The organism is Bacillus sp. B-jedd (assembly GCF_000821085.1).
In the GTDB taxonomy this organism is placed as follows: domain Bacteria; phylum Bacillota; class Bacilli; order Bacillales; family Cytobacillaceae; genus Bacillus_D.
The window spans coordinates 3,632,328-3,657,412 of record NZ_CCXR01000001.1; the positions used below are offsets into that span (position 1 = coordinate 3,632,328).

Sequence of the window (25,085 nt, forward strand, 5' to 3'; positions counted from 1 at the left end):
AAACCGCCCTCTGTCTCATTATTATGATATCAGTTTGAGGCCGATCGCGGAGCCGAGGATGAGGGTGATAAAGAGGATTCTTTTCCAATCCTTTGATTCTCCGTAGAGGAGCATGCCAAGGACGGCTCCACCGGATGCGCCGATGCCGGTCCAGATGGCGTAGGCGGTGCCCATCGGGAGGGATTTCATGGCGTGAGCGAGGAAAAGGAAGCTCGCTGTAAAACCGATGACCAGCAGGGAGGCCGACTGCCAGTTCCTCCTTTGATTTAGCCGGTTGATCATAGTCACGCCAAACATTTCGCATAGTCCCGCAATTACTAATGAAATCCATGCCATTACGTTTCAGCTCCTTCCCCATCATTTTCGATTGTGACCAGCTTCAAGCCCATCACACCTATAAGCAATACCAAAATCAGCATGATTTTAGCGATTTTAAACGGCTCCCCGAAGAAAACAATGTCCGTGAAAACAGTTCCCGCTGTACCAAGCCCAACAAAAACCGCGTAAACCGTCCCGACCGGCAGCTTGCGGCTCGCATCGATTAGTAAATAAAAGCTGGCGATAATTGCAAAAGCGGTTCCCGCCCATTCCAATACGCTGTCCGCGTGCTTCAAACCGATGACCCAGAATACCTCAAAAAAAGCAGCAATTAAAACTTTTACCCAGTTTGCATTCATCTTGTTGCAACCTCCATAATATGTTTTTTGCATAAAAAACAAAAAAGCCTGAAAGATGACTGAAAACAGTCTCTCCCAGGCTTTTATCCCTCCGTGGCACAGCCTTAGCTGTGAGTTTTCTCTCGGACCAGACCAGCCACCATGCTGCGGAACCCTAGAAAACGTTTATATGCAATTCATAACATTCATTATACACAAAACTGCGTCCCCTTCAAGTCGGGAGCATCGGTATCTCTTTCCAAATGAAAAGGTGAAGTTACACGTGGGCGGTCCCCCTGCTTCCACCGAATGAAACGCCGAAACCGCTCCGCTTTACTTTTCCAGTACTTTTTGGAGGGTTGACTGGAATTGGGCGGGCCAGGACTGGCCGTGTTGGTGGAGTTGTTTGGCTTGGGTAGGGTTGATACCGATGATGGTGATGGTTGGGCTGGTCATGTAGGTTAGAGTTTGGAACAGGTTATGGAGCTTTTGGGTGCCGCTGTCGGTGATGAGGCCGGTGGCGTTGAAATCGAATAGAATATTGTCGTAGCTGCCTTTGTAGGCGCTATGAATAACGTTGGCCGTGATGGCTTCCATTTTTTCCGCTGTCAGGTCGCCGAAAAGCGGAACGAGTGCGAGCTTTTCCGAAATGGGGATGAACGGTCCGGACAGTTGGTTCAGTCTGTTCATGGCGCCTTCAAGTTGTTCCTTTTTCTCGAAAAGTTCGAAATCTGTGTTTCTGAGTCTCGACTGAAGCGAGGTCAGTCTGGAGACTAGTTCTTCATTTGCCTTATCCGCAGGAAGTGCGACAACGTGGCCTGTACCATTGCCATCCCACTTCGAGCGCAGGCTGAACAAGGCGAGCGGCTGCTCGACCGTTTTCATATTCACTTCTACAACCGCGTCAGCTTTTGCAAAAATGAATTCGTTCAGCTTTCCATGGCTTTCCTCATCGACAAGCTGGCTGATTGTTAATCCATCCAGGAGGCCGAAAATACCCCCTGCTTCACGTGACCAGCCAATAATATCGCCATCCGGGTTGATCCGTACATAAGGGACCGGCAAAAAATCATGATTGATAGGCATTCCATCGTTCTCCCGTCCCAATTGTTTTTACCCAATTCTCAAGGCTTGAAAGGTCTTCCACTATATAAACTTCCCCGGCGTCCTCCATACTGTTGTATTTCCCGGCCATCCTTCCGCCCAGTATGATAGCAGGCCGGTTTGAAAGTTTGGAGAGCTCATTTATATACGATTTCACCATCGGCAAGTTGTAAACAATCGAAACCGACAGACCAATCACGTCCGGTTTCCAGTCGGCTGCTTTTTTTGCGGCATACTCAAGCGGCAGGTTGGGCCCAAAGTAAAGTGTATCCCAGCCGTGTTCCTCGAAAAGCAGGTGAGCCATTTTCAGGCCAAGGTAATGCGCCTCGCCTTCGACACAGAGGAACATTGCTTTTTTGACTTGCATTGAATCTGCCGGCCCTGCCGGCGGATAAAGCCGCGATATCAGGAAATCGCAGACTCCGGTCGCGATATGCTCGTCAGCCACGGTGATTTCATTGTTTTCCCACATTTCGCCAACGTGGCGCATCGATGGGGTGATGATTTCCTCGAAAACTTCCTTCCTGGAGCGGAAACGGTTCCGGTCAAGGAAGGCCCAGGCCAGCCGCTCGTTTCCCTCAAGCAGATACCCTGTGAATTCCCGGATGCTTTCGTCTGTCAATATGATGCACCTCGTTTCGATTATTTGGGCGAACTCTTTTGCAAATCCCAGCTGTGGCTTTGAATAGCTATAATAGCTTTCCGGGTGTATTTTGAGAATTGAAAGCTCCGGTTCCCCTCTGCCTTTTTTGCAAAACAAAGGTCCTTTAATGTTGGCCGGCCAAAAGCTCGTTCCCCGCCTGGAGCGCAGTTACGTAGAAGCAGACAAGCGCCGGATTATTGGATGAATAGTTGTGTAGAACTTCTTCGATAATGGCAAAATTATCGATTAAATGCTGCGTTGACATGCCGTGCTTTGTCAGGATGCCATTCAGCCAAAGGGCATAATCGGTGAACACAGCTTTGTCGTTCAGTTCATAGGCGGTTTTTAAATGGTTGAAATGATGTAAATTATCTTCCTTACATTTCAATTTTCCTTTTTCGCCGTAGCGTTCAAGAAGGCCCGGCTCGCGTTCGTATATTTTCGCCGTGACGGTGTCAATGATTTGCTCGATCGGCAGATTATTTATCATTTTGCCACTACCTTGTACTGCCTGACGGTCGGGATGATCGCGGCGAGTTCCTGGTCCGGATAGTTTTTTTCCAAGTCGTGAATTTTTTTGAACTGGGTGCTCGTCACCCAATCGAGATAATGCTGTTTTGTTTCAAAAAGTAGCTGCACGGTAAGCTCGCCGGGCCTTTTGTCATTTTGCAAAAGAAGAAAGTCCACAAACCCTGGCGCTGTATCGACCAGCCGGGATCGGCTTTTGTAAATATTAATTACTTCATCAGCCTTTTCATCAGGCACATCGAACGTCGAAAAAACAGAGTACATCCCTTCTCCCCCTTGCAAAGCTTGTCTAACTGCCAAAAATTAGTTAGTCCTATTATAACGAACATTGTCGCCGATGGATATTGATAAGGGTTTTAGCAAAATTTTTGAGGGTGCGCAGAATTGTAATGAGGACTAGATGGCAATACCGAAATAGCCGGGTTTTCCGGACGGATACAGGAAATTTTGGCAAACTAAAAAGAACAGATATGGGGGGAAATCGCCTAAAACAAGTAAATATTACGCCCCTGTAAAAAAAATTCCCACAAACTTTAATTCTATAGTAATAAAACCTTCATAATTGGGAAGTATTATATATGTGTGGAAGAGAACCAACTTTTTCATACCCCCCTTTAATATTCCCTTTTTGTCCGGCCCCGTGCCGGACCTTTTTTTGTTTAGACGGAGGAACCGCCCTTGCTTCAAAAAAGTGTTGGGAAAAAGAATATAATCTGTTAAAATTAGGAAAAATATCTTTTTTAAATGCCGGGGCGCCTATGGGGATGGGTCTGGACAGGAGAGAGGATATGTCAGCGGGGGTTTTTAGTAGATGATAAAGAGGATTGCCTTTTGGGGAGCGGTTGTAGCTTTTGTTTTTGGCCTGAATTTTGCGTTAAATGCTGGTGTGAATAAGGCCTTAACAATGGTTAAGCCTGTAAGTTATTTTAAGGTGCTTGTGGATGAGGAAAAGGGCGATAAGAAAATAGTTGGGAACATCACTTTCAAATACGCAGAGGGCAGTAAGAATCCTCATATAAATGTGGCCATCGATGCGGCCATCAATTCTATAAAAACAAACAAGAAACTGTTTGAAGAACTTTTTGGAAACGAGTTTCTTGATGAGCCTGTTTCGATTGTCTTGGTAGAAGACCCTGCCAAGTTAAATGAATTATTCGGCCCAACCCTGGATGGCCATATAGACGGTTCTTACGTTTTTGAAAAAAGGTCCATCTATATCGGGATTCCTGATGATGATCGTAAAATCAACCAATACAAGCAAACCATTGTACATGAATATACTCACCATTTGATTCATATGTCGCTCGTCAAATCGGGGCAACATTTTTCCGATTTGCCTGTCTGGTTTCATGAAGGGATAGCTTCGTATGTGGAGAAGAAAAGGACCGGGACTCTTTCCGATGAAATCGAAAATATGGAGAAGGTAAGTTTCAAAGAGTTAGAAACGCACGAGCAATGGGCTTCTCATCTGAAGGTACCTTATCATCCATACCTCCAAAGCAGTGTCATGGCAGGGCTCTTGGTCAAAAATAAAGTTCCGGGTGTGGTAAACCAGATTATTGAAGGCTCCAAGAAAAATAGTTTTAATGAATCCGTTTCAAAAATAACCGGCATGTCGGTAGCTTCTTATGAATCGGAAACTTTTAAAACCCTGAAGGAATTTCCTTCGATGATCATTAAGGCGAGAGGCGAGCTTAATTTCGATCATAATCCTGAAAAAGCGTTGCAATCCGCGCTTCAGCTCAACGATTTGGTCCCAAATGTCAATGAGGTCCTCAAGTTAATCGCAGATATATATGCCGCGGAGGGCGATTACGAAAACTCAATTGCTTATCTTGAGCGAACCGTGCATTTATTTCCACTTAGCGGTAATTTTCTCCTAGTGGCTAGTTATTATTTATTCACAGACTTGGATAAAGCGCTTGAAGCTTCCAAAATGGCCGTCAAGGTCGCCAATAGCGAAGACAAACCATTTTACGACAAAAAACTGAATGATTTTAACGAATTATATAAAAGCGTTCAAAATGGCAATCCTTTCAACGGATATTTATCCTTTTTGCATACTGACCCATATTTTACAGATAAAGCCAAAGTTGATCTCATTAACAGCATACTAGAAAAATACCCCGAAGCAACAAAGGGAAAAGAAGCACTACTCACACTAAAACAAAACCTGCAATAAGCTGAAATACCGCCAAAAAAACTCGGTGCCCAACTAGGCACCGAGCTTTCCACTGATGAAGGGGGACGATTCTACTGCTTTTATCGGCTTTAGAATGAAGCACTGGAGCCGCCCCTCACTATTTTGTAGCTAGAAAATGTTGTTTAAAACTTCGGCTTAGCTCGCTCCAGACATCGAATTTGTTGCCGTCGGGATCTGTGAAGACGAAGTTTCGGCCAGCGTGGCCCCTGCTTTCAATTTCGCCCACTTTAATTCCTTTATTAATAAATTCCTTATGTACTTTTTCCAGGGCCTCTTCCCCATCCACCTCGAAAGTAAGGGAGAACCGCTCCGCACCATAGTGATCGATGAAATTGGCAGTTTGATTTTCTTTCGATTTCACGAGGAAAAAAGCTTGATTGGCAAAGTCGAGAATCGCCTTGTCAGCGTCTTGATAGTTTAGCTTGGCACCAAGAATGTTCACATACCATGTGGCAGCTTTCTCCACATCTGAAACTGGCAAATATGTTGTCCCTACTCTCAATAGTTTTCCGATTGCTATCATCCCCTTCGCAATACTCTCACAGAGTATTCTTCATTTTAAGTAAAAAATCCTGCATGTCCGCACAATGCTTCAACGGGCAAAATACCCCTTCAATTACCGATAAACGAAAATCTATATAGTTGAATTTAACAATTACACCTTTTAGTATGAATAGCTGGTTGATTGGAGCTCAGGCATGTAGACTCCTCGAAAATGCTATCGCATTTCCTTCGTGCAAAGCCCATTCGAGGAAGTCGGTTGTCCTGCGGGATTGAGCGGCAAGGGGAGACCCCGCAGGAGCAACGCGACGAGGAGGCTCCACTGACGCCCCGCGGAAAGCGAAATGCCCGGAGCGGAAATCAACCACCCCATTCCCATTGGAATATTTTTTTCAACATCTATAAATTGAATAGCTGGTTGATTGGAGCTCAGGCATGTAGACTCCTCGAAAATGCTATCGCATTTCCTTCGTGCAAAGCCCATTCGAGGAAGTCGGTTGTCCTGCGGGATTGAGCGGCAAGGGGAGACCCCGCAGGAGCAACGCGACGAGGAGGCTCCACTGACGCCCCGCGGAAAGCGAAATGCCCGGAGCGGAAATCAACCACCCCATTCCCATTGGAATATTTTTTTCAACATCTATAAATTGAAATGAAACTCAAAAAACAGGGGAACTCAATAAGCTCCCCCTGCTTCGGCACCGCTTTACCCTTTAAACGCCGCGATTTTTTCCTCCAACGTTTTAGTTAAAGTATGGTAGTTGACGGGTTGTTTGTCGGGTGTAGTGAAATACCCTTCCATATCGCCCACTGCTTTTTGCAATTCAGTTCGGGCTGTTTGTTTTGCCGGGTCTTCCGGCTGTGCCAAAAGTTGCTTGGCTTCGGCTAGCCGCTCGGATGCTTTTTTGGCGCTGTACACCTCGAGCTCGTAGATACTGTAGCCGTAGCTGGTTGCTCTTTTAGACATCGCGACCTTCACGAATTTCGCGTTAAGATCCTTCACATGAATGACATCCGCAAGCCGCTTGCTGCCGTCATGAGTATAGGAATGGACCTTTTCAAAATTGACCCCGTCATTCGAGACGAGCAAGTCATACTTCGCCGCGCGTGCCGACTCCCATTGGATAACTACCGTGTCAAAATCGACTGCCTCCCCAAGTTCGACCATGAGCCACTGATTTTCTATTTGCTCCGCAGGGATCCCTTTGTACACGGAACCCCAGCGTGTCGTAATATTCCCGTCTGTCGCCAGCCTCGCTGCCTGGGCAGAGCTGTATTCCGTTGAGGCGGTTGCTGTTTTGCCTGCGGCGACATTTACAGGAGCGCTGATTGTCACTTTAAAGGCATCCAGTTTTTGCAGAAGCTTCCCAACCAGGACATCAAACGTAAAGTAGTCACGCTCTTCCCCGGCCAGATACTTTTTCAGTTCATCCTTCGCGGCCAATAGCCCGTCTCGTTCTGCGGCCCCGCTTGCATCTTCAGGAACCACATTCAAAAGATGCTCAGCTTCATCAATCCACTTTTGCCCAAATTCAAAGCCTGTGTTCCCGTAGATTTCGACTTCAAAAATGCTGTAGCCATACGTGGTGTTGCGTTTATCCATGTCGACTTTCAAATATTTCGCCTCGACGCCCTTTAGGTTGATTGTGTCAATGCTTCCGTCCGAGGAGCTGAGTTTAAACTGATGGACCTCTTCAAAGTTCACGCCGTCATTTGAGGCAAGCAGCTTGTATTCCTTGGCCCTCGCCGTTTCCCAGAATATCTTGACCATATTCAGGTCATACGAATCATCCAGTTCGATCATGATCCACTCGTCGTCCTTCTGAGCTTCGGTTTTACCCCGGTAATTCGATGACCAACGTGTTCCCGAGTTTCCATCGACCATGAACGACGCTCTTTGCGAGGAATCGTATTCGGATGACGCCGTTGCCTTTTGCCCAATGGCAAGATTTTTTTGCAGGCTATTTTCGAGCCCTTTATTCATGATTTCCAAGTTATCAATCGTGCCCTTAACGCCAAACCCGATTTTTTCGACTGGCAAAACAAACGTACTAGAATCATTGCTGCGTCCCTCGAGTTTATTGTACTGCCGTGAAGTGGAAACCTTCTTCCCATCGACGAACAAATTCGTTTCCCGGTTGTCGCCAACGAGGATCACATGGTGCCACTCCTCTTCCGGCAGTGCATAATCGTGAGTGAAGGCGTAATTCTCAAATTTTGTTTTGCTGCCATCAGACGTTTTCTCGTTCCGCTCGTAGCCAATTTTGCCTGTATCGTTAAAATTCAGGTAAAGGCTGCCATCTTCCCCGGTGAACAGAGTGGCATCAGTGAGTGAACCCTTATCCAGCTTAATATCGAACTGGACGCTGTAAGGGAATCCGACCGACTGGAACGGCAGCTCCAAATAGCTCTTTCCGTCCAGCTTCAGCGCCTTTCCAGACTTGCCATCTACAACCGCGCCTCCGTGGATCACAGCGTCATAGCCATTCCCGGACAGGTCGACCGCCCTCTTGCCTTTCACTTTTTCAAAATCATATTTCACAACCATATGGGAAGCCGACTCGACAAACCTTGCCGGATTCGCAAGTGGGCTGCTATGCTGGACGGCCTTTACCCTCTCCATGAACTCATCGGAATTCTGACCCTCAGTCTTTTCCCCATACCACGTCTTTTCCGCGATCAGCATGACCGCATCCTTATAGCGGTCAAAAATATCAAAGCTTGAAAGCCCGCCGGTATAGGCAGTCAGGTCATTCCAAAGTGCGACAGCGGCACCTTTTGTCTGTGGGTGGGCGAGCGGCATTTCCGCGCTTCCCAATCCGCTCGATTTTGTGTTCAGGAATTTATTGACTTCAAATGTTTCGTATTTAGCCTTAATATTCAGGTAATCAGGAAAACCAGCGTTTCCGAGCGGAACAATGTACAAATCCGTTCCATTCGTGTTGATAATGTCATAGCCCAGATCGTACATTTCCTTGACATCGGACCAGTAAGGCGCCCAAATATTCATCGTCGCTTCACTACTGACCGGCGTCACTCCATTGAAACCATTCTTGCCAATCGAGCCCCAAAGCCTTGAGCGATAGCCTTTATCGTTCACATAATTGATGAAATGGTCGGTATAATCGCGCATTTCCTCGGAGTACTTCTTGTCGTACTCATCGGTCCCGATATGGAACTGGTCGCTCAGGAAAACACGGTTCGGATCATTGATATCCTTGCCCAAAAACTCATCAAGCAGCGATTCGATAAACGGGTAGACGATCGCCCTCTTTTCCGGAGTAGTGATGTCCAAGTATCCCCTCGGGCTCGAGCGCATCAAATCGGGATTCACAGCCCGGAAGCTCTCCGCATGATACGGCGTATCAATTTCCGTCACGATATCGATCCCGTACTTCTTCATGTTTTTCTGGTAGGCAATATACTCTTCTTGCGTATAGTAGCCATCCTTCGCATTGATTTCCGGATACTTTTTGCTCTCGACCCGGAATGCTTCATAATTGGCACCGGCGCGGAAATCATTGATATGCATGTGCATTTCGCTAAGCTTGAACCAGGCCATGTATTTCGTCATTTCCTCGACATACTCAAGCGGAATGTACATCCGGCCGACATCGATCATTCCAGAGCGGATTTCATACTTCGGATAATCACGCGCGACGCCCTTCGGGATGGTGTCCTTTGTGGGAGATTGATAGAGTATTTGCGTAATCGACGTCCCGCCGTACAAAACCCCCTTTGGCTCGGACGCGGTAATCGTAATCGTGTTGCCGATTTCAAGCAAATATCCTTCCTTGCCGAATGACGTATTCGCCTCATCCAGCGTCAGGAAAATGTCCCCGTTCGTCGGCTTCGTATCAACCTTGATGCGGACATCCTTGCCGAGCATATTTTTGAAATAATCCTGGATGACCTCAGCCGGCTCCCTCAGTTTCGCCTCATTTTTCTTATCGATTATCAGTTTCGTAGAATTTTTGAAAAGATAATCCCCTTGCGAACCCTTCCACTCTCTTAAACCTGGAATCACATTCGGAACCGGATTATCCCCTTTTTCCACACTGTACTTCCCTTTGACACTGATCGGAATGTCCTTTTCGGAAACCGCCGCATCCGCCGCGTCATCCTTATTCGTTACTTTATATAAAACATTCACCTGCATGTCCGTCAGCGGCTCGTAGAAATTGAGATCCATCCCGATGATTTGCTTGTTGTCAGACCCGTAAAGCGAAACCTCGTATTTTGGATCAGGTGATTCTGGCAAAACTACCGCCTTTCCATTGCTGGAAATGTTCGGCTTGAGATGGCTGATCGCTTTCAGCACCTCTTTCGCACTGTTGAAACTAGCCTGCGTCTTTGGGGCTTGGCTTTCCTCCGCAAAAACAGCCTGGCCACCCAGCAGGTTCACCAATAATAAACATACACAAAAAATACTCGTCAACAGCTTGTCCTTCTTAAATTGCCTCATTCTCTTCCTCCTTGAATTTTTAATATTCCGACTCTTTGACGCGAAATGGCTTGCTTTCCAGATTGATGGATAGTTTGTCAGTTTGGTTGAACGTTGAAGTGGTTATCCGGGGGCCTCTCAAATATATATCCAATTCATTCTACGTGCTCTTATTGAAACCTATGTATGACATAAAATAAAAACAGGCAGAAAGCCGAAGGACTTTACTCTCATAGGGTCATCCTTCGTTCCGCCCGCGAACCTTTCCATTCAACCAGTAAAAAGCAAACCATATACATTTATGGTAACACCTCCATTTTTGAAAAACAAAGGATTTTATGGTTAATGCTGGAATTGGGTATAAACTACTATATTTTATGATCACTAGTTTTCAACCGAAACATCATATGCTTCGTCTAATAATTACAAAGGAAAAATCGAGGGTGGTGCAGGTGGACAAAGAAAAGTTTTTGAACGATATGATGGGTCGTTATGGTACCGCTATCCTTCATCTGGCTTACACTTTTTGCCAGGAATAGGCAGACCGCCGAGGATCTCTCCCAGGAGATTTTCATTAAATGCTATGAAAAGCTGGATGGATTCCGGGGGGAAGCGGGCATTCAGACGTGGCTGTACCGGATTGCCGTGAACCATTGCAAGGATTATGTGAAGAGCTGGCATTACCGGAAAGTCCATGCCAGTGAAATGATTGCCTCTTTGATGCCAGGCAAGCAGGATGGCGCGGAATCTGAGTACTTTGTTAGAGCGGAACAGGATGAACTGATTGAAGCAGTCTTCCGGCTCCCGTTGAAATACAAGGAAGTGATTGTCCTCGCCTATTTCCATGACCTGACGATGAAGGAAATCAGTGAGGTGTGCGACGTGAATATCAATACTGTCAAATCGAGGGCCGCCAAAGCAAAGGATTTGTTAAAGCAACAACTTTCGGAAAGGGGTGGAATGAATGGAGGAAAAATTACGGGAGGCAAAGACGAAAATGCTCAAGGGAGAATTGGCTGACCTTACTTTTACCGACGAGATGAAACAGCGAGTACTGGCTTCATCCTATGGGAAAAGGCAAAAACTTTATTTTGGCAAAAAAATAATCCCTTCACTCATCAGTGCTGCCCTCGTCATGCTTTTCTTCGCGGGGATGTACGAATTCGTCATCATCCCGAACCTTGGAGGGAGCCAGCATGGACCAACTGGGGATGTCGGCAGCGAGGAAGGAGTTCCTGATGGACAGGAACAGCCTGATCCACAACCGGATGGACAGGAGGCCATTTTGCCGGACGACACTGAACATGAAGCCGATCTGCCAGATACGAACGATGGACTGCCAGCCAGCGAGGATGGAGGAAGCGTTGAAACAGATGACATCGGCACAGTGATTGAGGAACCAGAGACAGATACTGTCCAGCCAGAGCCCGAAAAGCCTGACGTGATGGCGATGACTAAAAAATTCAGAGATGAAATAAAGTCCCTTTTCCATTTGGATCGCTTTACACCAGAGCCGGAATATAAGGCAAAACACGCGGCTACTAAAGAGGAGTTTTTCCGCCCACTTGAAAAAATGGCCGATCCAAAGTTCTTTGATTACTTGCTTTATCGATTCCTTAAAGAAACCAGTGACGGGGTCTACCTCCAGCCGCAGGATGGGCCGTTATACTTTGAAGAGGATCAACCATACGAAACGCAAAAACTGGCCGACACAAAATACCAGATGATCCAACGGCTTGACACGGATATGTACGGGCCAAATTATACCATCACTGTCACAGTCAACTATATTGGCGGCAAGTGGATCATAACCGATATCCATATGGATTATTGATGAACTGCATTCAGTCTCGCCCCGTAAAGGACCTTTTTATCTATGGCTCCTCTACGGGGGTTTCTAATTTTATGAGCTTATATGTTTTTGGAAAAAAATTATTCTGGTATGACATACCTAAACATCTATCTTATTACTGTTTTCGCATATTGGAATCAAAGCATTTGATATGCCGCATAAAAAAGACCGGCGGCCGCAGCAAGGCAAAGTAGTTTGGTTACCCAGAAAGGCAATAAATCGAGTACAAAAAGAAAGGCCGTAGCAACCAGTTCAAATAGGATTGAATCGCCAGAAAAACCCGAATCCGACGCCAACTGTCCATGATGCCTTTTCCGATAAAAAACGCCAACAAGCAAAAACACCACACCAAAAACTCCCGGTATCGCCCACATCCCCAGCAACTCTCCCCTTAAATAATTCCTAAATCAAATTTTAGTATAAATAACAAGCAACCAATAAAACCAAATATGAACTCTATCCAACACTCTTGAAGCAGGGACGGTTCTACTGCTTCATTCGATTCACGCGAGAAGTTGTGATGTTGACTTCTTTCTCGTTTTTTTGAATTTTACGAAATCTGGATATTCAATAGGTGAAATATGGTTTATACTTTTTTCAAACAGGCTTTTTACGGGGGGTGGAGAATGAAGAATTTAATTGGGTTTTTCTATGAAAAGAGAGAACCGTGGAATAAGTTTCAATCGCTAATTATGGTCTGGGTTTATTTAACACTCGCCGTTGTCCTATTTCGCTGGCTGGGTTTCCTCCCGGATTTTGTTGCCGATATCGCGATGGGAATCATGGTTGCCTTGGTTCTTTGCACCGCAGCCGCGCAATCTTTCGCCCGCAAAAGAAGACGCTAACTGTATTGAATTTGCTACATACTTCTGACGAAATGAGAAGTAAAGTCGCGATATTCCATAAAACTTTTCAAGAATGTTAAAGGTTTGTTCATAGTTTGTTAATATTTTCACAGTATTATAAATGAGTATGAAGGAAACCTCGACCCTTCATACGTACTCCCCCTTTAATCCATAGATCCTTAAAGTCCGGCCTCGTGCCGGATATTTTTTTGCCCAGATGCCTCACATCTTGATTTGCTTTCTATTTTTAAGAAATCTCTCCAAAATTTGCGTGAATTTTACATAAAGTTCATATAGCGTTCATATTCGCGCTGTAGGCTAGAGGTATGAAAAGAACCCCACTTTTCATACCCCCCAAAGATAAAGCTATTCACCTCTTGTTTGTTCCGGCCAAAGTGCCGGGCTTTTTTTATATCGGAGGTACTATCTGTCTCCAACACTTATCCGCACTGAAATATCTACTGTCCCCCTCCTATTATCAAATTCATTCACCTCGATGAAATATATTTCGATATCCGTTAGAAGCAACGGAACCGTCCCCTTGCTTCACTAATTTCCCTTTCCGCCGGGCATGATAAGTCAAGGGGTGATCAGATGGCAAGGTTGAAGAAGGATCCTTCGGAGGCTGGTGTGAGTGCGGCTAGTGTGAAGGGGAATGCTGGCCCGCATAATATCCGGCACCAGAAGAATAAGGTCAATAGCCAGAATAACCAGTTTAAGAAGCAGTAATCGAAGGGCGCCCGTCGTGGGTGCCTTTCTGTTTTCATGGCCTATGGAACAGGACAAATTTTAGCTGTAACATCCCCTACAACAGAGTTACAATGAAGGAAAGTCTATTTTTACGAAAGAAAAAGTTGGAGGGGTTGAAATGGCTGCGAAAATTTGTCCGCTTTGCAGGGAGGAAAATGGCTGCATGTCCGGCAAAAACGAAAATTGCTGGTGCACCGCCGAAGAATTTCCGCGCGGAATTTTCGAACTGGTCCCCGAGGAAAGCCTCCACAGGGATTGTATTTGCAAAAAATGCCTGGAAAAATATAAAGAGGAATCCGGCGGAGTCAGCGTTTAAAAACGAACAAGGAACCGCCTATCTTGAGGAGGTTCCTTTTAGTGTGGACGTCTATTTTACAAAATGGAGGATTGAAGATAATACGGCTCACCTTTTTGCAAAATGAATAACCCAGGGTGTAGCTTGTGCATTAATTTGTCTTCAGCACTGTTCCTTTTTGCAAAAATCACCTTCAAACGTTCCAAGGATTAGGCATTACTCCCCCTTTACCAAGCTTTCAATCGTTTTTAAGTGGTTTCTTTTGCCGAGAACCCTATAGCTATTAATATGATTTTCATCTAAATCGATATAAACCTTCTCTGTACTAAAATGTTTCTCCCCTATTTGGTTCCGTACAATCATCTCAAGATAATAATCCATATCAAAGGGTTTTACCTTCGGGTCTTTTTTCAGATTCACATCCGATAAATCCGCCAAAATCAGGTCAATTTCATTCTTATTCTCAACAGTGATGCTTTCCCTGTCCCCCACGTGAATCACAACACTTTGCACATCCGTCTTTTCATTCAGCTGCTTGGAATAAAGCTCCGCAAATGAAGTATATTGCGTCAAACTGAGGAGAATGGCGACCACAATCGCCAGGCACCCTACCGTATTAATTAAGGCGACCCTCTTTTTGACAAAAATACTCGCCACCAATGTTACAAGGCCAATCAACACACAAAGCAGGATGATCATAAAATACCGCAACGCAAAATCGATTAGTAATTCCATCCCCCGACCCCTTTGTAAAATTTTCTCATCTACGTTAACAATACAACTTCAGCTAATATTCTGTAAACTAAACATTTCCACATTTTCCCTTACACTTTGTGATTAAGTTGCATAAATCGCGCTGATTGGTGGGATGTTATGGGTGCAGGAATATTTTGCACAGGAGGTTTGAACGATGCAACAGCAGCAGAATCAAGGTATGCAGAACCAGCAGTATATGCAGCAGCCGCCGAATGTATTGTCGGGCAAGGATGAATTGTATTTGACAGACATGCTGACGTGGAATCTTATGGCGGCAAAAAAGGCGCATTTTTACGCGCAGCATTGCCAAATTGAATCAATGCGTGCAGAAGCCGAGAAGGTTGGCCAAATGCACCAGCGCCACTACGAGAAAATCCTTGGCCACCTGAGCGCCCACGAGAACCAAAATGCGCAGCAGTACATGCAGCAGTAGGAGGAACGAACGATGAACAACAATTCCATTTCGAACCCGGCGACGCAGGTTGAAAAGAACCCGTCGATGAACGACCGCGATTTCATCAATGATTTGCTTGCGACTGAAAAGTATATGACGCACGGATATGATGTGTTTTTGAACGAGGCGAGCCACATGGGCTTGTACAATGATGTACTTGAAATGTACACTGAAACGCAGAACCTGCAGCGCCACTTGTACAACGTGATGTTCCAGGAAGGCTGGTACAAAGTCGAGCCGGCCCAGGCGCAATCCTTGCAAAAGAAAGCCCAGCAGTTCTCCGGCTATCGCGAGCAGCTGCCGTATGGCGGAGGGCAAGTGCAATAAGCATCAGGCCATCAAAAGTCAGCCTCCCGGCAGCGGGAGGCTTAATTTATGTATGGATTCCGGCGTTCAACTGTCCGCCCGCCTCCGTTACTCAATTCCAAACGTTTTCAGCTGGATTAAAATATTCTGGTTCGTAAGCTTATTCGCCAGCAGCTGCTTGAATCGAACCGTGCGCGTTTTATCGTCGGCGCGGAGTTTCTCCAATTCCTTTTCCAGCTCAAGCTGCTGGGAAAGCAAAGCCTCATGGAAGTTTTCGAATTGTGCCAGCCTGTCGATTACATCCTGATCAAAGTTGCCCGCATTGGTGAGATGAAATTTTTTGCCGTCTGAACTAGTTAATCTCTTCATTTACTTTTGCTCCTTCTTTTCAAAATCTACTTTTGTCGCAGAAAATGGAGGATCAACAGGACACCCTTCTTATTGGCGACCGTAACCTTGAATACTGACACGTTGCGGGCGACAACAAGCTCCATTGACGACCCTAACTCCTAATACCGATATGCTACGGGCGACAACAAATCCCATTGGCGACCCTAACCTTGAAACCGATACGCTACGGGCGACAACAAGCTCCATTGACGACCGTAACCTTGAAAACCGATACGCTACGGGCGACAATAAGCTCCATTGACGACCCTAACTCCTAATACCGATATGCTACGGGCGACATCAAATCCCATTGGCGACCGTAACCTTGAAAAACGATACGCTACGGGCGACAATAAGCCCCATTGATGACCGAATGCTCCTCTCCCTACCCAACTTGGGCTTAGAGAACCTGCCTCTGTGACCGAATGCTCTTCTCCCCACCCCACTTGGGCTTAGAGAACCTCCCTCTGTGACCGAAGATTCTTCTCCCAACAAATTCGGTATAGAGAACCTCTACTTTTCCACAATCTCTTCCTTCTCCTGCTTCAGCCTTTTCCACCCAACATACGAAAACGCGCAAGTGATCAAAAAAAACACTCCTCCGCCCAGCCTCATCTTGATGTCGGAAGGAATTTTTGCAACAGGAGATTTGATGCTGAGTTTTTCAGAAAAATAACTTTTCAACAATGAGTAAACTACAACGAAAGCCACCATCGAAAGCAGCTCTTTCAAAAGTTCCTTCGGCCGGATTCGCCCTTTATTTAAATGAATGAACAGCATACAAGCAGCCATGACGAATAACAGCATCCAGTCCATCTGCAGAAACCTCCTGTAAAATTCCTTGACTCTATTTTGAGGGGATTTACCTATTTTTGCAAAAAATAAACCGCCTCCCTCCGGAAACGGCAATTGCTTCTATCATAGTGAATCTTTTAAAAAATTATATAAAAAACCGGCTAATCCCATAATAAGTTGATAAATAACAAATTTAATGGACTTAAAGTGGTATTCATCTTTACTGACATTGTCTCTTCCCCAAAAAGTACGGATCAATTTAATTAGCTCTTTTAAAGCCAGTGCAAAAAAGATTATGAAAAAGATAAAAAATACATTCTTTAGAATGATGATTAGCTGCATGGATTAACCTCCCACCCTAACTTTATCACGGAGGAAAAATTTAGTTTGTGAGCATTTATTGAATTTTTCAGCCTCTTCTTTTGCAAAAAAACAAGCCGTTCCCTTAAGGGCGCGGCTTGGCGTTTCGATGTGCTTCGTTGAGTTGTTTGATTTCAGCCATGAGGGCTATGAGTTCGCCTTTCGCCTCGGGGTACATGGAGTTCCAGTGCTGGGCGAGCGCAGGCATCGTTTTCGCGATGTGGGTGTAAAGCGCGTACGTTTTCACTTTACCGGTGATATCTTCATCACCCGAGCCGGTCAGTAGCTCGGCGTATTTTTCAAGTAAGGCTTCGAACTGCATCGCAAACGTTTTCTGGTCCATTTGAGCATTTGCCCTCCATTTCAAGCTTCCGGCACGGGCACGTCTTGCAGCGCGCGGCCTTTTCGCCGGTGAGATAGGAAAAACAGCATGTCTGGCGGATCCGCACCATTTCGTCCAGGTCATCGACATACGTTTTCCCAGTGTAAAACTTTTTCATCGGGTTGCGGTGATAGCTGCCGAACAGCTCCCCGCCCGCCTCGTTAAAAATGAAATCAAGTTCACGGTCGTTTTCGAGTACCGTTTCATACAGCCACATAATGTAAACGCCGATATTTTCCCAAAGAATCAGTTTGGAAACCCCGCTCACCTTGGCGAGCCGGTTCACCAGCGGATTGATGTGGCCCGCGAACAACCCGGAAAGGACTTCCTCACGAAATACCTTTTCGTTTGGCAAAAATGCCTTTCGGCGGACAACGCTCCCTGGATTCCCCTGTTGTTCGATTAAGCCTACGCCACGAAAGCCGGCTTGCGGCTCGGAACCAGGTTCTGAATTATTAACGGGGGTTTCCGTCCTCAAACCAAGTTTCGTAACGGGCTTTCCGGATTCCGGTTGCATTCCATTTTCTAGTCCTCGATTGCCGGATGTGCCGGCACTTTGCCCTTCTTCCGTTTCAGTACTGGCAAAATAAAACTTCGGCAGCCATTTCGCGTCACCGTTCGGAGGTTCAATGAAAATATTTTCCGGATCAAGGTCGAGTTTTTTGTTCCATGCCGACATGCTGTACAGGGCAATCACCGCGAGAAAAGCGTACCTCTTAATGAAAACCGACGCGACGACCTTATCAAACTCCGTCTGGAACGTTGTCTTCAGTTCGCCAATGAATGTTTCCAGCCGCACAGGGTCGAGCAACGATGCAGCGGAAATCATCCCTTCCATCGGCTGGTTGGAAAAACGATACTGGCTGAGAATATTCTTTTCCTGTTCAGTTAACGCGCTCGTTTTAATTTTCAATGAATCTCACCGTCCTTCCTTGATGCGAAATGCTCTTTAGCTGAATCCATTGATTAAATCCGGACAAAAAAATTAATCAAATAATTAGGAGAATTAATCAAATCCCGCTGATAATTAATCGAATTCTTTAGAAAATTAATCAAATCCCCACATGTGTCCCCGCTTAGTTACTGGCGGCGACTTCGTTTTTCAGGAGGCAGCGCCCTTTTCCGTAAGGGATGCAGAGCGGCGTTCCGAAGAGAGGGTCCATCGTGACTTCGCAGTCCATTCCGAAGACGTTTTTGACAAGTGAGCAATTGACGACGACTTCAGGCCGCCCTTGGGCATAGATTTGTTTATCCTTGATGGCGACGATGTTGTGTGCATAGCGGCAAGCAAGGTTCAAATCATGCAGGACCATGACAATCGTCCGGCCTTCACGTTCGTTCAAATCGTATAGCAAATCGAGAATTTCGATTTGATGCGTCATGTCGAGGTACGTCGTTGGCTCGTCGAGGAGCAGGATGTCTGTATCCTGTGCGAGCGTCATCGCAATCCAAGCGCGCTGGCGCTGACCGCCGGACAGGGAATCGACAGGGCGGTCCTTCAGTTCCTCAAGCCCGGTTGCTTTCAATGCGTCGTCCACTTTGCGCTCGTCTTCCTCGGACCACTGCTTCAGCCACGACTGATACGGATAACGCCCCTGCTTGACGAGCTGCAGGACAGTCAACCCTTCCGGCGCGACCGGGGTCTGCGGCAGAATCGCCATGTTGCGGGCGACTTCGCGCGTCGACAGCTTGGAAATCACTTTTCCTTCCAGCAAAACTGTTCCGGATTTCGGCTTCAACAAGCGCGCGATTGAACGGAGAAGCGTCGATTTCCCGCAGCCGTTCCCACCGATGAACACAGTGATTTCACCTTTAGGGATTTTCAGGTCGAGTTCTTTGATGATTAATGTATCTCCGTAGGAAAGGGACAGCTCTTTCGTTTCAATCGCTTGCGTCAATTCAGACAGCTCCTTTACTCGTTTTGCTTTCGTGTCCAGTGGCGATCCGCCTTAGAGGCCTTTGTTACATTGTGTACTAGTTATTTCATAATCTTATTGAGGACAGGAGGTGCACTAGTGAAATTTAGCTAGTGATTTCACAGTAAACGGGCTAATTTTTATTAAAACTATATAGGTTGGTATAAAAATCGGTGTCCAATGTAAACGGGGTAGTTGATTTCCGCTCGGGGCACTTCGCTTTCCATGGGGCGCCAGTGGAGCCTCCTCGGCGCTCTTAGCGCCTGTGGGGTCTCCACTTGCCGCTACATCCCATAGGAGTCTACGTGCCTGAGCTCCAATCAACCAGCTATTCAATTTAATCGGTGTAATTTACAAGTACAACCTATATAGTTAATTAACTAGTCCTTTTTTGCAAAAAGTACTATATGAACTGGTAGGGGCCTGACCCCTACTATATGCATATAGTCATCGAATCACACTTATTCACTATAAGGGTGATTTCAGGATAGTTACTATTCACTACCCTCATCTGCAAAAATACTACCTGAATTCACTAGTCCTCCTCCTCCACCCATCAGAAGGACAACTCAACATTTTAAAACCTTTATTTTATGAAAGGCCAACCGCGGTCTTCCGAACTTGGTTCCAGCTTATTTTCGATGTCTCCGCCCAAATTCGATGCCTCCGCCCCTACTGATTCCGTGTCTTGAACAACAGATAAATAAAATAAGGCGCTCCAATAGTGGCGGTGAAGACGCCGGCCGGAATTTCGAGTGGCGAGAACATCGTCCGGCCAATCAAATCGGCGGCCATGACGAGGATACCTCCAAGAATTGCGGCGGTCGGTAGCAGCGCACCAAACGATGAGCCAACAAGTCTCCTTGCCATGTGCGGCGCCATCAGGCCGACGAAACCAATACCTCCCGCGAAGGCGACGGCGGTGCCGATGAGCCCGGTTGAGATGGCTAGCAAGGCAAAGCGCTGCTTTTGCACATGGGATCCAAGACCGGTAGCGACGTCATCGCCGAGTTCCTGAATGTTCAGGTTCCGCGATGCCACGAGGGCGAGCGCGATGAGTACGAGTGTTGCCGGGAGGGCGATTGAAACGTTCGCCCAAGTCGAGCCGTAGACGGTTCCGGTAATCCAGATGTTCGCCTGGCTGGCCTGAAAGATTGGGCCGAGTATCATCATTAACGTAGTCAATGCTTTCATCAGCGCCATCAGGCCGATGCCGATTAGGACGAGCCGGATCGGTGAAACGCCGTTTTTCCAAGCAAGCATGTACACAAGGATAGCGGCAACAGCAGCTCCGATGAAGGCGGCGACCGGAAGCCATGCGATGCTAACGGTCAGGGCGTTGCTTCTGTCAGAGAAAATCGCCAGGAAGCCGACGACCGCGACCGAGGCGCCGCCGGTAATCCCGAGGATATCCGGTGATGCGAGTGGGTTGCGAATCATTCCCTGCAAAATCCCCCCTGCGACAGCGAGCCCCATTCCGACTGTGAGCGCGATGAGGATACGTGGCAGCCGGAATGACTTGATGATGAGCTGGTCCATTTCTGTTCCTCCGCCGAAAAATACTTTCACGACGGTGAGCGGGCTGATTTTCATTTCCCCCATTCCGGTACTGATAACGAATACCGCAGAAGCGGCCAGAACTAATCCCATCAAAATAAAAAATGCCTTTTTATCGAGCAGGAAGGAAACCTTCCCTTTAAATAATCGTAAATTCCTGAATTGGCTCATCGGCTATTGAACCCCCTTCTGGCGATGTAGATGAAAAACGGGGTGCCGATGATGGCGGTTGTTACGCCGACCGGGACTTCCTGCGGCATGAGCAGATACCGTGAACCGATATCCGCGGCCAATAATAGCATCGCGCCTAATAAAGCGGCGTACGGGATAACCCAGCGGTGGTCAATGCCGACTATCGACCGGGTCACATGCGGGATGACGATGCCGATGAACCCAATCGGGCCGGCAACCGCGACTGCCCCGCCAGCGAGCAGGATGACAAGGATCCCGATGCCTATTTTGACAAGAGCGGTGTTCAAACCGAGTCCTTTCGCCACGTCCTCGCCCATGGACAGGACATTCATTTTCGATGAAATCAATAGTGACCCAATCCATCCGACTGCGAGGTAAGGCAGGACGGCAATCAAATTATCGAGTTCCCTTCCTGCGACAGAGCCGGCGAGCCAGAACAGCACCTGCTCGAGCGCGGCTTCGTTCAGGACGAGCAGGCCCTGCGTGAAGCTCGCGAACATCGCGCCTAGAGCCGCGCCGGCGAGGGTCAGCTTCATCGGTGTGAGACCTTCGCGGCCGAATGAGCCGATTGCGTAAACGCCGATCGCCGCGGCAGCCGCTCCGAGGAACGACAGCCAGGTGAAGGCTTGGATGCTGTCGACCTTCAGGATGGTGACCGCTATGACGACCATCATCCCGGCGCCCGCGTTCACGCCGAAAATGTCAGGCGAGGCGAGCGGGTTTTTCGTCAGTGTCTGGAGAAGGACCCCTGACACGCCAAGGCTCGCCCCAACAGCTGCTGCGATAAGTGCGCGCGGCAGGCGGACCGATTCGATGATGATATGTTCATTGGAGCCGTTAAAATTCGTAAATGTTTCGATGGCCATTTTAATCGTTGTGTCGGTATAGCCAAAGACCACGCTCGCCCCCATCAGGACGAGCAGCAATATGAAGGCGGCAATCAGGCCGAGCCATTTATAACCCGTATGCTTGAGAATCATCGCGAAAACCTTTCCTGCGTATCATTTTTGCAAAAGAAACCTCTTTCTTCGTTGAGGTTTCTACTATTCCAATATCTATATTGTTCTACTTTAAGTCTAAAGCTGGTCTTATGGAGTGTCAATGACTTTGAGAATCATTTTCAGTTGGATATGGATGTTGGTCATTGTTTCGCCTTATTCAGCGCTTTGTTACATCATGTCCCTTACTACTTAATGCTTTTTCTTTTGCAAAAGCCGACCGCCATTGTTCCGCCTTTTATTGAGAATTATTTTCAATTAAACAGTTGACAGGTTGATTTTATCATTTTATGATGAGATTGTCATTGAAAATGATTATCAATACCAATTATCAGGAGGCAAGACAATCATGAAGAACACGAAGTACATACTCTCGCTAATGGCGATTTTCGCGGTGCTTATGCTGGCGGCCTGCGGCGGAAATGAAAAAGATAATTCCAACAGCAAGGATAAACCGAAGGCTGACGAAGAACAAAGCTATACAGTTGAGCATGCAATGGGCAAAACAACCCTTGATAAAACCCCTGAACGCGTCGTCATTTTGACGAACGAAGGCACTGAAGCTTTGCTGGCGCTTGGCGTAAAGCCAGTTGGCGCGGTCCAATCATGGACAGGCAAGCCGTGGTACGACCATATTAAGGATGACATGAAGGACGCCAAGGTTGTCGGCGTTGAAAGCCTAGTCAATGTTGAAGCGGTCGCGGCACTGAAGCCGGACTTGATCATCGGCAACAAGATGCGCCAGGAAGAAATTTATGAGCAGCTGAATGCAATCGCGCCGACTGTTTTCGCGGAAACGCTTCGCGGCGATTGGAAGGAAAATTTCGAGCTTTATTCCAAAGCGGTCAATAAAGAAGAAAAAGGCAAAGAAGTTCTTTCCGATTACGATAAGCGCATTAATGGTTTGAAAGAAAAGCTTGGCGACAAGCTTGATATGAAGGTTTCGATGGTCCGCTTCATGGCTGGCGATGTCCGGATTTACCATAAGGACACTTTCTCCGGTGTCATTCTGGATGAGCTCGGCTTTGCCCGTCCGGAAAGCCAGGACGTTGATGATTTTGCCGAGAAGAACGTCACGAAGGAACGCATCCCGGCGATGGATGGCGACATCCTTTTCTACTTCACGTATGAAGAAGGCGACGGCAAAGCTTCCCAGGTTGAAAAGCAGTGGATTGAAGACCCTCTTTTCAAAAACCTTGAGGTTTCCAAGAAAGGCAACGTCCATAAAGTTTCAGATACAATTTGGAATACTGCCGGTGGCGTGCTCGCTGCGAACTTGATGCTTGATGATGTTGAAAAGATTTTTGCAAAATAAATCTCTTGGAACAAAATTGAAAAACTCTCTCCCTTCCCTTATATAAATCTTTTAGCACCTGCTGATGCGGGTGCTTTTTTTCTGTGCTTTGGGTTCCAAATTCGGTTGTTTTCCAAACAGCCTCGCTGACACTCCTCCCTCCCCACTTAGATTCCCATTTTTTCATATTCTGCTTTTTTGTGGGGAAGGCTATATTTGCTGGTTTTACAGTTGTATTTATTGAAAGAGCTTTTAATGAGTTTTTCTAATTAAAAAATAGGATATTTTCGTAAAAATTTTGGTCAGTTCTGAAGGTCCGCTCGATTCCGAAGATCACTTTCGCGTTATGCAGTTTGGAGGTGTTTTGATGGGACGCAATGCTTCCCAGGTTGAGGTGCCGCTTCCGGAGATTATCTTGCGGTCGAATGACTTCGTGCAACAGGAATATTCGAACCGGAAGACGGGTGTTAAGTTCCATCTCTCATATTTTTCGACGCTTGTGGATGAGAAGGTTATCCAACAGGACATCCTTCCTTCCTTGCTGGAGAGGCATTTTGAATTTATTGATGATGTGACGGCTGTTGTGCCGATGACCGGGATCGAGTTTCTTAATGACCCCGACAAACTAGAGGAAAAGGTGCTGAGGGGCTACCTTCTTTTAACTGTTAGCTCTGATCCCGGGAAGTTCGCCCTTTTTGAAACAAAAGGGGCGAATGCCCGCGCGATTGCCCAGCCAGAGGTTGAATTCAGTGTAATCGGGCCAAAAGAAGCATTCGTTGAATCGCTCGCCACGAATACTAATCTTATTCGTAAAAGGCTGCCGATTAAGGAACTTGTCGCCGAGGAAATCATCATTGGCAGGCTTACGAAAACAAAAGTTTCAGTTTTCCATATTGAAGGAATTACTGATGCGGACAACGTGAAAACAATTACTGAACGAATCAAGGCAATCGATTTCGACGCTGTCATCGACAGTTCCTATATTGTTCAGCTCATATCAGACAACAGATACTCCCCTTTCCCACAGCTGCTTGATACGGAACGCCCCGACAGGGTTGCTGCGATTCTTGCCGAGGGAAAAGTCGCTGTTCTTGTGGACGGTTCGCCGCACGCACTTATTGGCCCGACAACACTTAGCGAGTTCTTCAGTTCGTTTGATGATTATTTCCTTAACTGGGTCGTTGCGTCTTTTTTCAGGGTGATCCGCCTTTTATCCATTATATTTTCTGTCCTGATTACGCCAATTTACGTGGCTGTGCTGACGTTTCATTATGAATTAATTCCGAAAGACCTTTTGACCACCCTTGTCAGCTCAAGACGTTTAATTCCGCTTCCGCCGATTCTTGAAGCACTTTTCCTCGAATTGACGATTGAACTTTTGCGGGAAGCGGGTGCGAGGCTGCCGACTAAGGTTGGCCAAACGATTGGTATCGTTGGCGGTATCGTTATTGGAACCGCATCAGTGGATGCTGGGTTGACGAGTAATGTCCTTCTTATATTTGTGGCGCTCGCCGGGCTTGCTTCATTTACGACGCCTGTTTACAAAATGGGTAACACAATCCGGCTGCTGCGCTTTCCGTTCTTGCTGTTTGCTTCCGTGTGGGGATTGCTTGGAATCGCATTCTGCCTTTGCATCCTGCTGACCCATTTAATAAGACTGACATCCATGAATCGGCCATTCCTTGAGCCATTTTATCCACCGCGGATGAAAGACAATAAAGATACACTCATCCGGCTGCCATTTTCAGCCCAGAAAACCCGTCCGCTGTTTTTAAGAACGAAGAATCCGATTCGTTTCAATCCGAAGAAAATGAAGCAGCTGGAGGATATGGACGATGATATAGATGACTAAAAAGGGGGTCCAACA

27 protein-coding genes and 1 riboswitch are annotated in these 25,085 nt (G+C 46.7%); of the genes, 10 read left to right on the forward strand and 17 right to left on the reverse strand.

What is annotated here, in order from left to right; all coding sequences use genetic code 11:
• Positions 1 to 21: 21 nt before the first annotated feature.
• The 6 genes from BN1002_RS17915 to BN1002_RS17940 form a co-directional block, all read right to left on the reverse strand.
• On the reverse strand, positions 22 to 336 hold the full coding sequence (locus tag BN1002_RS17915) for a DMT family transporter (RefSeq protein WP_048826876.1): 315 nt from the start codon (positions 334 to 336) through the stop codon (positions 22 to 24).
• Positions 336 to 677, reverse strand: a complete 342-nt coding sequence (locus BN1002_RS17920; RefSeq protein WP_048826877.1) for a DMT family transporter — start codon at positions 675 to 677, stop codon at positions 336 to 338. The genes BN1002_RS17915 and BN1002_RS17920 overlap by 1 nt, the downstream gene beginning before the upstream one ends.
• A 70-nt stretch (positions 678 to 747) precedes the next feature.
• Positions 748 to 846: riboswitch (guanidine-I (ykkC/yxkD leader) on the reverse strand.
• A gap of 143 nt (positions 847 to 989) precedes the next feature.
• Positions 990 to 1,742 (reverse strand): hypothetical protein, encoded by a 753-nt coding sequence (locus BN1002_RS17925; RefSeq protein ID WP_048826878.1) that lies wholly within the window; start codon positions 1,740 to 1,742, stop codon positions 990 to 992.
• Positions 1,726 to 2,382 (reverse strand): cobalamin B12-binding domain-containing protein, encoded by a 657-nt coding sequence (locus tag BN1002_RS17930; protein ID WP_231575056.1) that lies wholly within the window; start codon positions 2,380 to 2,382, stop codon positions 1,726 to 1,728. The genes BN1002_RS17925 and BN1002_RS17930 overlap by 17 nt, the downstream gene beginning before the upstream one ends.
• Before the next feature lie 145 nt (positions 2,383 to 2,527).
• A complete protein-coding gene (locus BN1002_RS17935) occupies positions 2,528 to 2,893 on the reverse strand; it encodes a hypothetical protein (RefSeq protein WP_082036295.1) in 366 nt (121 codons plus the stop codon).
• A complete protein-coding gene (locus BN1002_RS17940; RefSeq protein ID WP_048826879.1) occupies positions 2,890 to 3,195 on the reverse strand; it encodes an antibiotic biosynthesis monooxygenase family protein in 306 nt (101 codons plus the stop codon). The genes BN1002_RS17935 and BN1002_RS17940 overlap by 4 nt, the downstream gene beginning before the upstream one ends.
• 547 nt (positions 3,196 to 3,742) lie before the next feature.
• Between BN1002_RS17940 and BN1002_RS17950 the strand changes: the two genes are divergently transcribed.
• Positions 3,743 to 5,113 carry a hypothetical protein gene (locus BN1002_RS17950; protein WP_048826881.1) on the forward strand — a complete coding sequence of 457 codons (1,371 nt, stop codon included), beginning with the start codon at positions 3,743 to 3,745 and terminating at the stop codon, positions 5,111 to 5,113.
• A gap of 118 nt (positions 5,114 to 5,231) precedes the next feature.
• On the opposite strand, the gene BN1002_RS17955 is transcribed toward BN1002_RS17950, so the two are convergent.
• On the reverse strand, positions 5,232 to 5,657 hold the full coding sequence (locus BN1002_RS17955; protein WP_048826882.1) for a VOC family protein: 426 nt from the start codon (positions 5,655 to 5,657) through the stop codon (positions 5,232 to 5,234).
• A 681-nt stretch (positions 5,658 to 6,338) separates the two neighbouring features.
• Positions 6,339 to 10,097 carry a discoidin domain-containing protein gene (locus BN1002_RS17965; protein ID WP_048826884.1) on the reverse strand — a complete coding sequence of 1,253 codons (3,759 nt, stop codon included), beginning with the start codon at positions 10,095 to 10,097 and terminating at the stop codon, positions 6,339 to 6,341.
• A 471-nt stretch (positions 10,098 to 10,568) separates the two neighbouring features.
• Between BN1002_RS17965 and BN1002_RS17970 the strand changes: the two genes are divergently transcribed.
• The 5 genes from BN1002_RS17970 to BN1002_RS23440 all read left to right on the forward strand — a co-directional run bounded on the left by BN1002_RS17970 (position 10,569) and on the right by BN1002_RS23440 (position 13,839).
• Positions 10,569 to 11,096 (forward strand): sigma-70 family RNA polymerase sigma factor, encoded by a 528-nt coding sequence (locus tag BN1002_RS17970; RefSeq protein WP_048826885.1) that lies wholly within the window; start codon positions 10,569 to 10,571, stop codon positions 11,094 to 11,096.
• Positions 11,041 to 11,910 (forward strand): ICP22 family protein, encoded by an 870-nt coding sequence (locus tag BN1002_RS17975; RefSeq protein WP_048826886.1) that lies wholly within the window; start codon positions 11,041 to 11,043, stop codon positions 11,908 to 11,910. Before BN1002_RS17970 ends, BN1002_RS17975 begins: the two co-directional genes overlap by 56 nt.
• A gap of 644 nt (positions 11,911 to 12,554) precedes the next feature.
• On the forward strand, positions 12,555 to 12,773 hold the full coding sequence (locus BN1002_RS17985) for a hypothetical protein (RefSeq protein WP_048826888.1): 219 nt from the start codon (positions 12,555 to 12,557) through the stop codon (positions 12,771 to 12,773).
• A 594-nt stretch (positions 12,774 to 13,367) separates the two neighbouring features.
• Entirely contained in the window at positions 13,368 to 13,502 is a 135-nt protein-coding gene (locus BN1002_RS23435; RefSeq protein WP_082036296.1) for a YuzL family protein, read from the forward strand.
• A 139-nt stretch (positions 13,503 to 13,641) separates the two neighbouring features.
• Positions 13,642 to 13,839, forward strand: a complete 198-nt coding sequence (locus BN1002_RS23440) for a cysteine-rich CWC family protein (RefSeq protein ID WP_082036297.1) — start codon at positions 13,642 to 13,644, stop codon at positions 13,837 to 13,839.
• 195 nt (positions 13,840 to 14,034) lie between these two features.
• Here the strand turns inward: BN1002_RS23440 and BN1002_RS17995 are convergent, their stop codons facing one another.
• Complete coding sequence (locus BN1002_RS17995; protein ID WP_048826890.1) at positions 14,035 to 14,553, reverse strand: hypothetical protein; 519 nt, start codon at positions 14,551 to 14,553, stop codon at positions 14,035 to 14,037.
• Positions 14,554 to 14,728: 175 nt separating this feature from the next.
• Here BN1002_RS17995 and BN1002_RS18000 point away from each other — a divergent pair, with 175 nt between their 5' ends.
• On the forward strand, positions 14,729 to 15,007 hold the full coding sequence (locus tag BN1002_RS18000; RefSeq protein ID WP_048826891.1) for a hypothetical protein: 279 nt from the start codon (positions 14,729 to 14,731) through the stop codon (positions 15,005 to 15,007).
• Between the two features lie 12 nt (positions 15,008 to 15,019).
• Complete coding sequence (locus BN1002_RS18005) at positions 15,020 to 15,355, forward strand: spore coat protein (protein ID WP_048826892.1); 336 nt, start codon at positions 15,020 to 15,022, stop codon at positions 15,353 to 15,355.
• Positions 15,356 to 15,442: 87 nt separating this feature from the next.
• Here BN1002_RS18005 and BN1002_RS18010 read toward each other — a convergent pair whose 3' ends face one another.
• From BN1002_RS18010 to BN1002_RS18045, 8 genes are all read right to left on the reverse strand, one after another.
• Positions 15,443 to 15,703, reverse strand: a complete 261-nt coding sequence (locus BN1002_RS18010) for a hypothetical protein (protein ID WP_048826893.1) — start codon at positions 15,701 to 15,703, stop codon at positions 15,443 to 15,445.
• A gap of 534 nt (positions 15,704 to 16,237) precedes the next feature.
• A complete protein-coding gene (locus tag BN1002_RS18015; protein ID WP_048826894.1) occupies positions 16,238 to 16,540 on the reverse strand; it encodes a hypothetical protein in 303 nt (100 codons plus the stop codon).
• Between the two features lie 102 nt (positions 16,541 to 16,642).
• Positions 16,643 to 16,861 (reverse strand): hypothetical protein, encoded by a 219-nt coding sequence (locus tag BN1002_RS18020; protein WP_048826895.1) that lies wholly within the window; start codon positions 16,859 to 16,861, stop codon positions 16,643 to 16,645.
• A 103-nt stretch (positions 16,862 to 16,964) separates the two neighbouring features.
• On the reverse strand, positions 16,965 to 17,222 hold the full coding sequence (locus BN1002_RS18025) for a DUF2573 family protein (RefSeq protein WP_048826896.1): 258 nt from the start codon (positions 17,220 to 17,222) through the stop codon (positions 16,965 to 16,967).
• Positions 17,179 to 18,174, reverse strand: a complete 996-nt coding sequence (locus BN1002_RS18030) for an IucA/IucC family C-terminal-domain containing protein (RefSeq protein ID WP_048826897.1) — start codon at positions 18,172 to 18,174, stop codon at positions 17,179 to 17,181. Before BN1002_RS18030 ends, BN1002_RS18025 begins: the two co-directional genes overlap by 44 nt.
• A 163-nt stretch (positions 18,175 to 18,337) precedes the next feature.
• Positions 18,338 to 19,159: an ABC transporter ATP-binding protein gene (locus BN1002_RS18035; RefSeq protein WP_048826898.1), complete on the reverse strand. Its 822-nt coding sequence runs from the start codon at positions 19,157 to 19,159 to the stop codon at positions 18,338 to 18,340.
• A 690-nt stretch (positions 19,160 to 19,849) separates the two neighbouring features.
• Entirely contained in the window at positions 19,850 to 20,905 is a 1,056-nt protein-coding gene (locus tag BN1002_RS18040; RefSeq protein WP_048826899.1) for a FecCD family ABC transporter permease, read from the reverse strand.
• The gene (locus BN1002_RS18045; protein ID WP_048826900.1) at positions 20,902 to 21,906 is read right to left on the reverse strand and encodes a FecCD family ABC transporter permease; all 1,005 of its coding nucleotides are present in this window, start codon (positions 21,904 to 21,906) and stop codon (positions 20,902 to 20,904) included. The genes BN1002_RS18040 and BN1002_RS18045 overlap by 4 nt, the downstream gene beginning before the upstream one ends.
• A 367-nt stretch (positions 21,907 to 22,273) precedes the next feature.
• Between BN1002_RS18045 and BN1002_RS18050 the strand changes: the two genes are divergently transcribed.
• Positions 22,274 to 23,239 carry an ABC transporter substrate-binding protein gene (locus BN1002_RS18050; RefSeq protein ID WP_048826901.1) on the forward strand — a complete coding sequence of 322 codons (966 nt, stop codon included), beginning with the start codon at positions 22,274 to 22,276 and terminating at the stop codon, positions 23,237 to 23,239.
• 346 nt (positions 23,240 to 23,585) lie between these two features.
• A complete protein-coding gene (locus tag BN1002_RS18055) occupies positions 23,586 to 25,070 on the forward strand; it encodes a spore germination protein (protein ID WP_048826902.1) in 1,485 nt (494 codons plus the stop codon).
• Positions 25,071 to 25,085 lie beyond the last annotated feature (15 nt).

Bases quoted from the DNA above. Each gene is read 5' to 3' on its own strand.
- BN1002_RS17950 (WP_048826881.1), top strand. From the start codon at position 3,743: ATGATAAAGAGGATTGCCTTTTGGGGAGCGGTTGTAGCTTTTGTTTTT.
- BN1002_RS18025 (WP_048826896.1), bottom strand. From the start codon at position 17,222: ATGGACCAGAAAACGTTTGCGATGCAGTTCGAAGCCTTACTTGAAAAA.
- BN1002_RS17995 (WP_048826890.1), bottom strand. From the start codon at position 14,553: ATGGAATTACTAATCGATTTTGCGTTGCGGTATTTTATGATCATCCTG.
- BN1002_RS17935 (WP_082036295.1), bottom strand. From the start codon at position 2,893: ATGATAAATAATCTGCCGATCGAGCAAATCATTGACACCGTCACGGCG.
- BN1002_RS17965 (WP_048826884.1), bottom strand. From the start codon at position 10,097: ATGAGGCAATTTAAGAAGGACAAGCTGTTGACGAGTATTTTTTGTGTA.
- BN1002_RS17985 (WP_048826888.1), top strand. From the start codon at position 12,555: ATGAAGAATTTAATTGGGTTTTTCTATGAAAAGAGAGAACCGTGGAAT.
- BN1002_RS18040 (WP_048826899.1), bottom strand. From the start codon at position 20,905: ATGAGCCAATTCAGGAATTTACGATTATTTAAAGGGAAGGTTTCCTTC.
- BN1002_RS18045 (WP_048826900.1), bottom strand. From the start codon at position 21,906: ATGATTCTCAAGCATACGGGTTATAAATGGCTCGGCCTGATTGCCGCC.
- BN1002_RS17955 (WP_048826882.1), bottom strand. From the start codon at position 5,657: ATGATAGCAATCGGAAAACTATTGAGAGTAGGGACAACATATTTGCCA.
- BN1002_RS17920 (WP_048826877.1), bottom strand. From the start codon at position 677: ATGAATGCAAACTGGGTAAAAGTTTTAATTGCTGCTTTTTTTGAGGTA.
- BN1002_RS18020 (WP_048826895.1), bottom strand. From the start codon at position 16,861: ATGCAGCTAATCATCATTCTAAAGAATGTATTTTTTATCTTTTTCATA.
- BN1002_RS18000 (WP_048826891.1), top strand. From the start codon at position 14,729: ATGCAACAGCAGCAGAATCAAGGTATGCAGAACCAGCAGTATATGCAG.
- BN1002_RS23440 (WP_082036297.1), top strand. From the start codon at position 13,642: ATGGCTGCGAAAATTTGTCCGCTTTGCAGGGAGGAAAATGGCTGCATG.
- BN1002_RS17940 (WP_048826879.1), bottom strand. From the start codon at position 3,195: ATGTACTCTGTTTTTTCGACGTTCGATGTGCCTGATGAAAAGGCTGAT.
- BN1002_RS17970 (WP_048826885.1), top strand. From the start codon at position 10,569: ATGGTACCGCTATCCTTCATCTGGCTTACACTTTTTGCCAGGAATAGG.
- BN1002_RS18055 (WP_048826902.1), top strand. From the start codon at position 23,586: ATGGGACGCAATGCTTCCCAGGTTGAGGTGCCGCTTCCGGAGATTATC.
- BN1002_RS18005 (WP_048826892.1), top strand. From the start codon at position 15,020: ATGAACAACAATTCCATTTCGAACCCGGCGACGCAGGTTGAAAAGAAC.
- BN1002_RS18015 (WP_048826894.1), bottom strand. From the start codon at position 16,540: ATGGACTGGATGCTGTTATTCGTCATGGCTGCTTGTATGCTGTTCATT.
- BN1002_RS17925 (WP_048826878.1), bottom strand. From the start codon at position 1,742: ATGCCTATCAATCATGATTTTTTGCCGGTCCCTTATGTACGGATCAAC.
- BN1002_RS17975 (WP_048826886.1), top strand. From the start codon at position 11,041: ATGGAGGAAAAATTACGGGAGGCAAAGACGAAAATGCTCAAGGGAGAA.
- BN1002_RS18010 (WP_048826893.1), bottom strand. From the start codon at position 15,703: ATGAAGAGATTAACTAGTTCAGACGGCAAAAAATTTCATCTCACCAAT.
- BN1002_RS23435 (WP_082036296.1), top strand. From the start codon at position 13,368: ATGGCAAGGTTGAAGAAGGATCCTTCGGAGGCTGGTGTGAGTGCGGCT.
- BN1002_RS17915 (WP_048826876.1), bottom strand. From the start codon at position 336: ATGGCATGGATTTCATTAGTAATTGCGGGACTATGCGAAATGTTTGGC.
- BN1002_RS18050 (WP_048826901.1), top strand. From the start codon at position 22,274: ATGAAGAACACGAAGTACATACTCTCGCTAATGGCGATTTTCGCGGTG.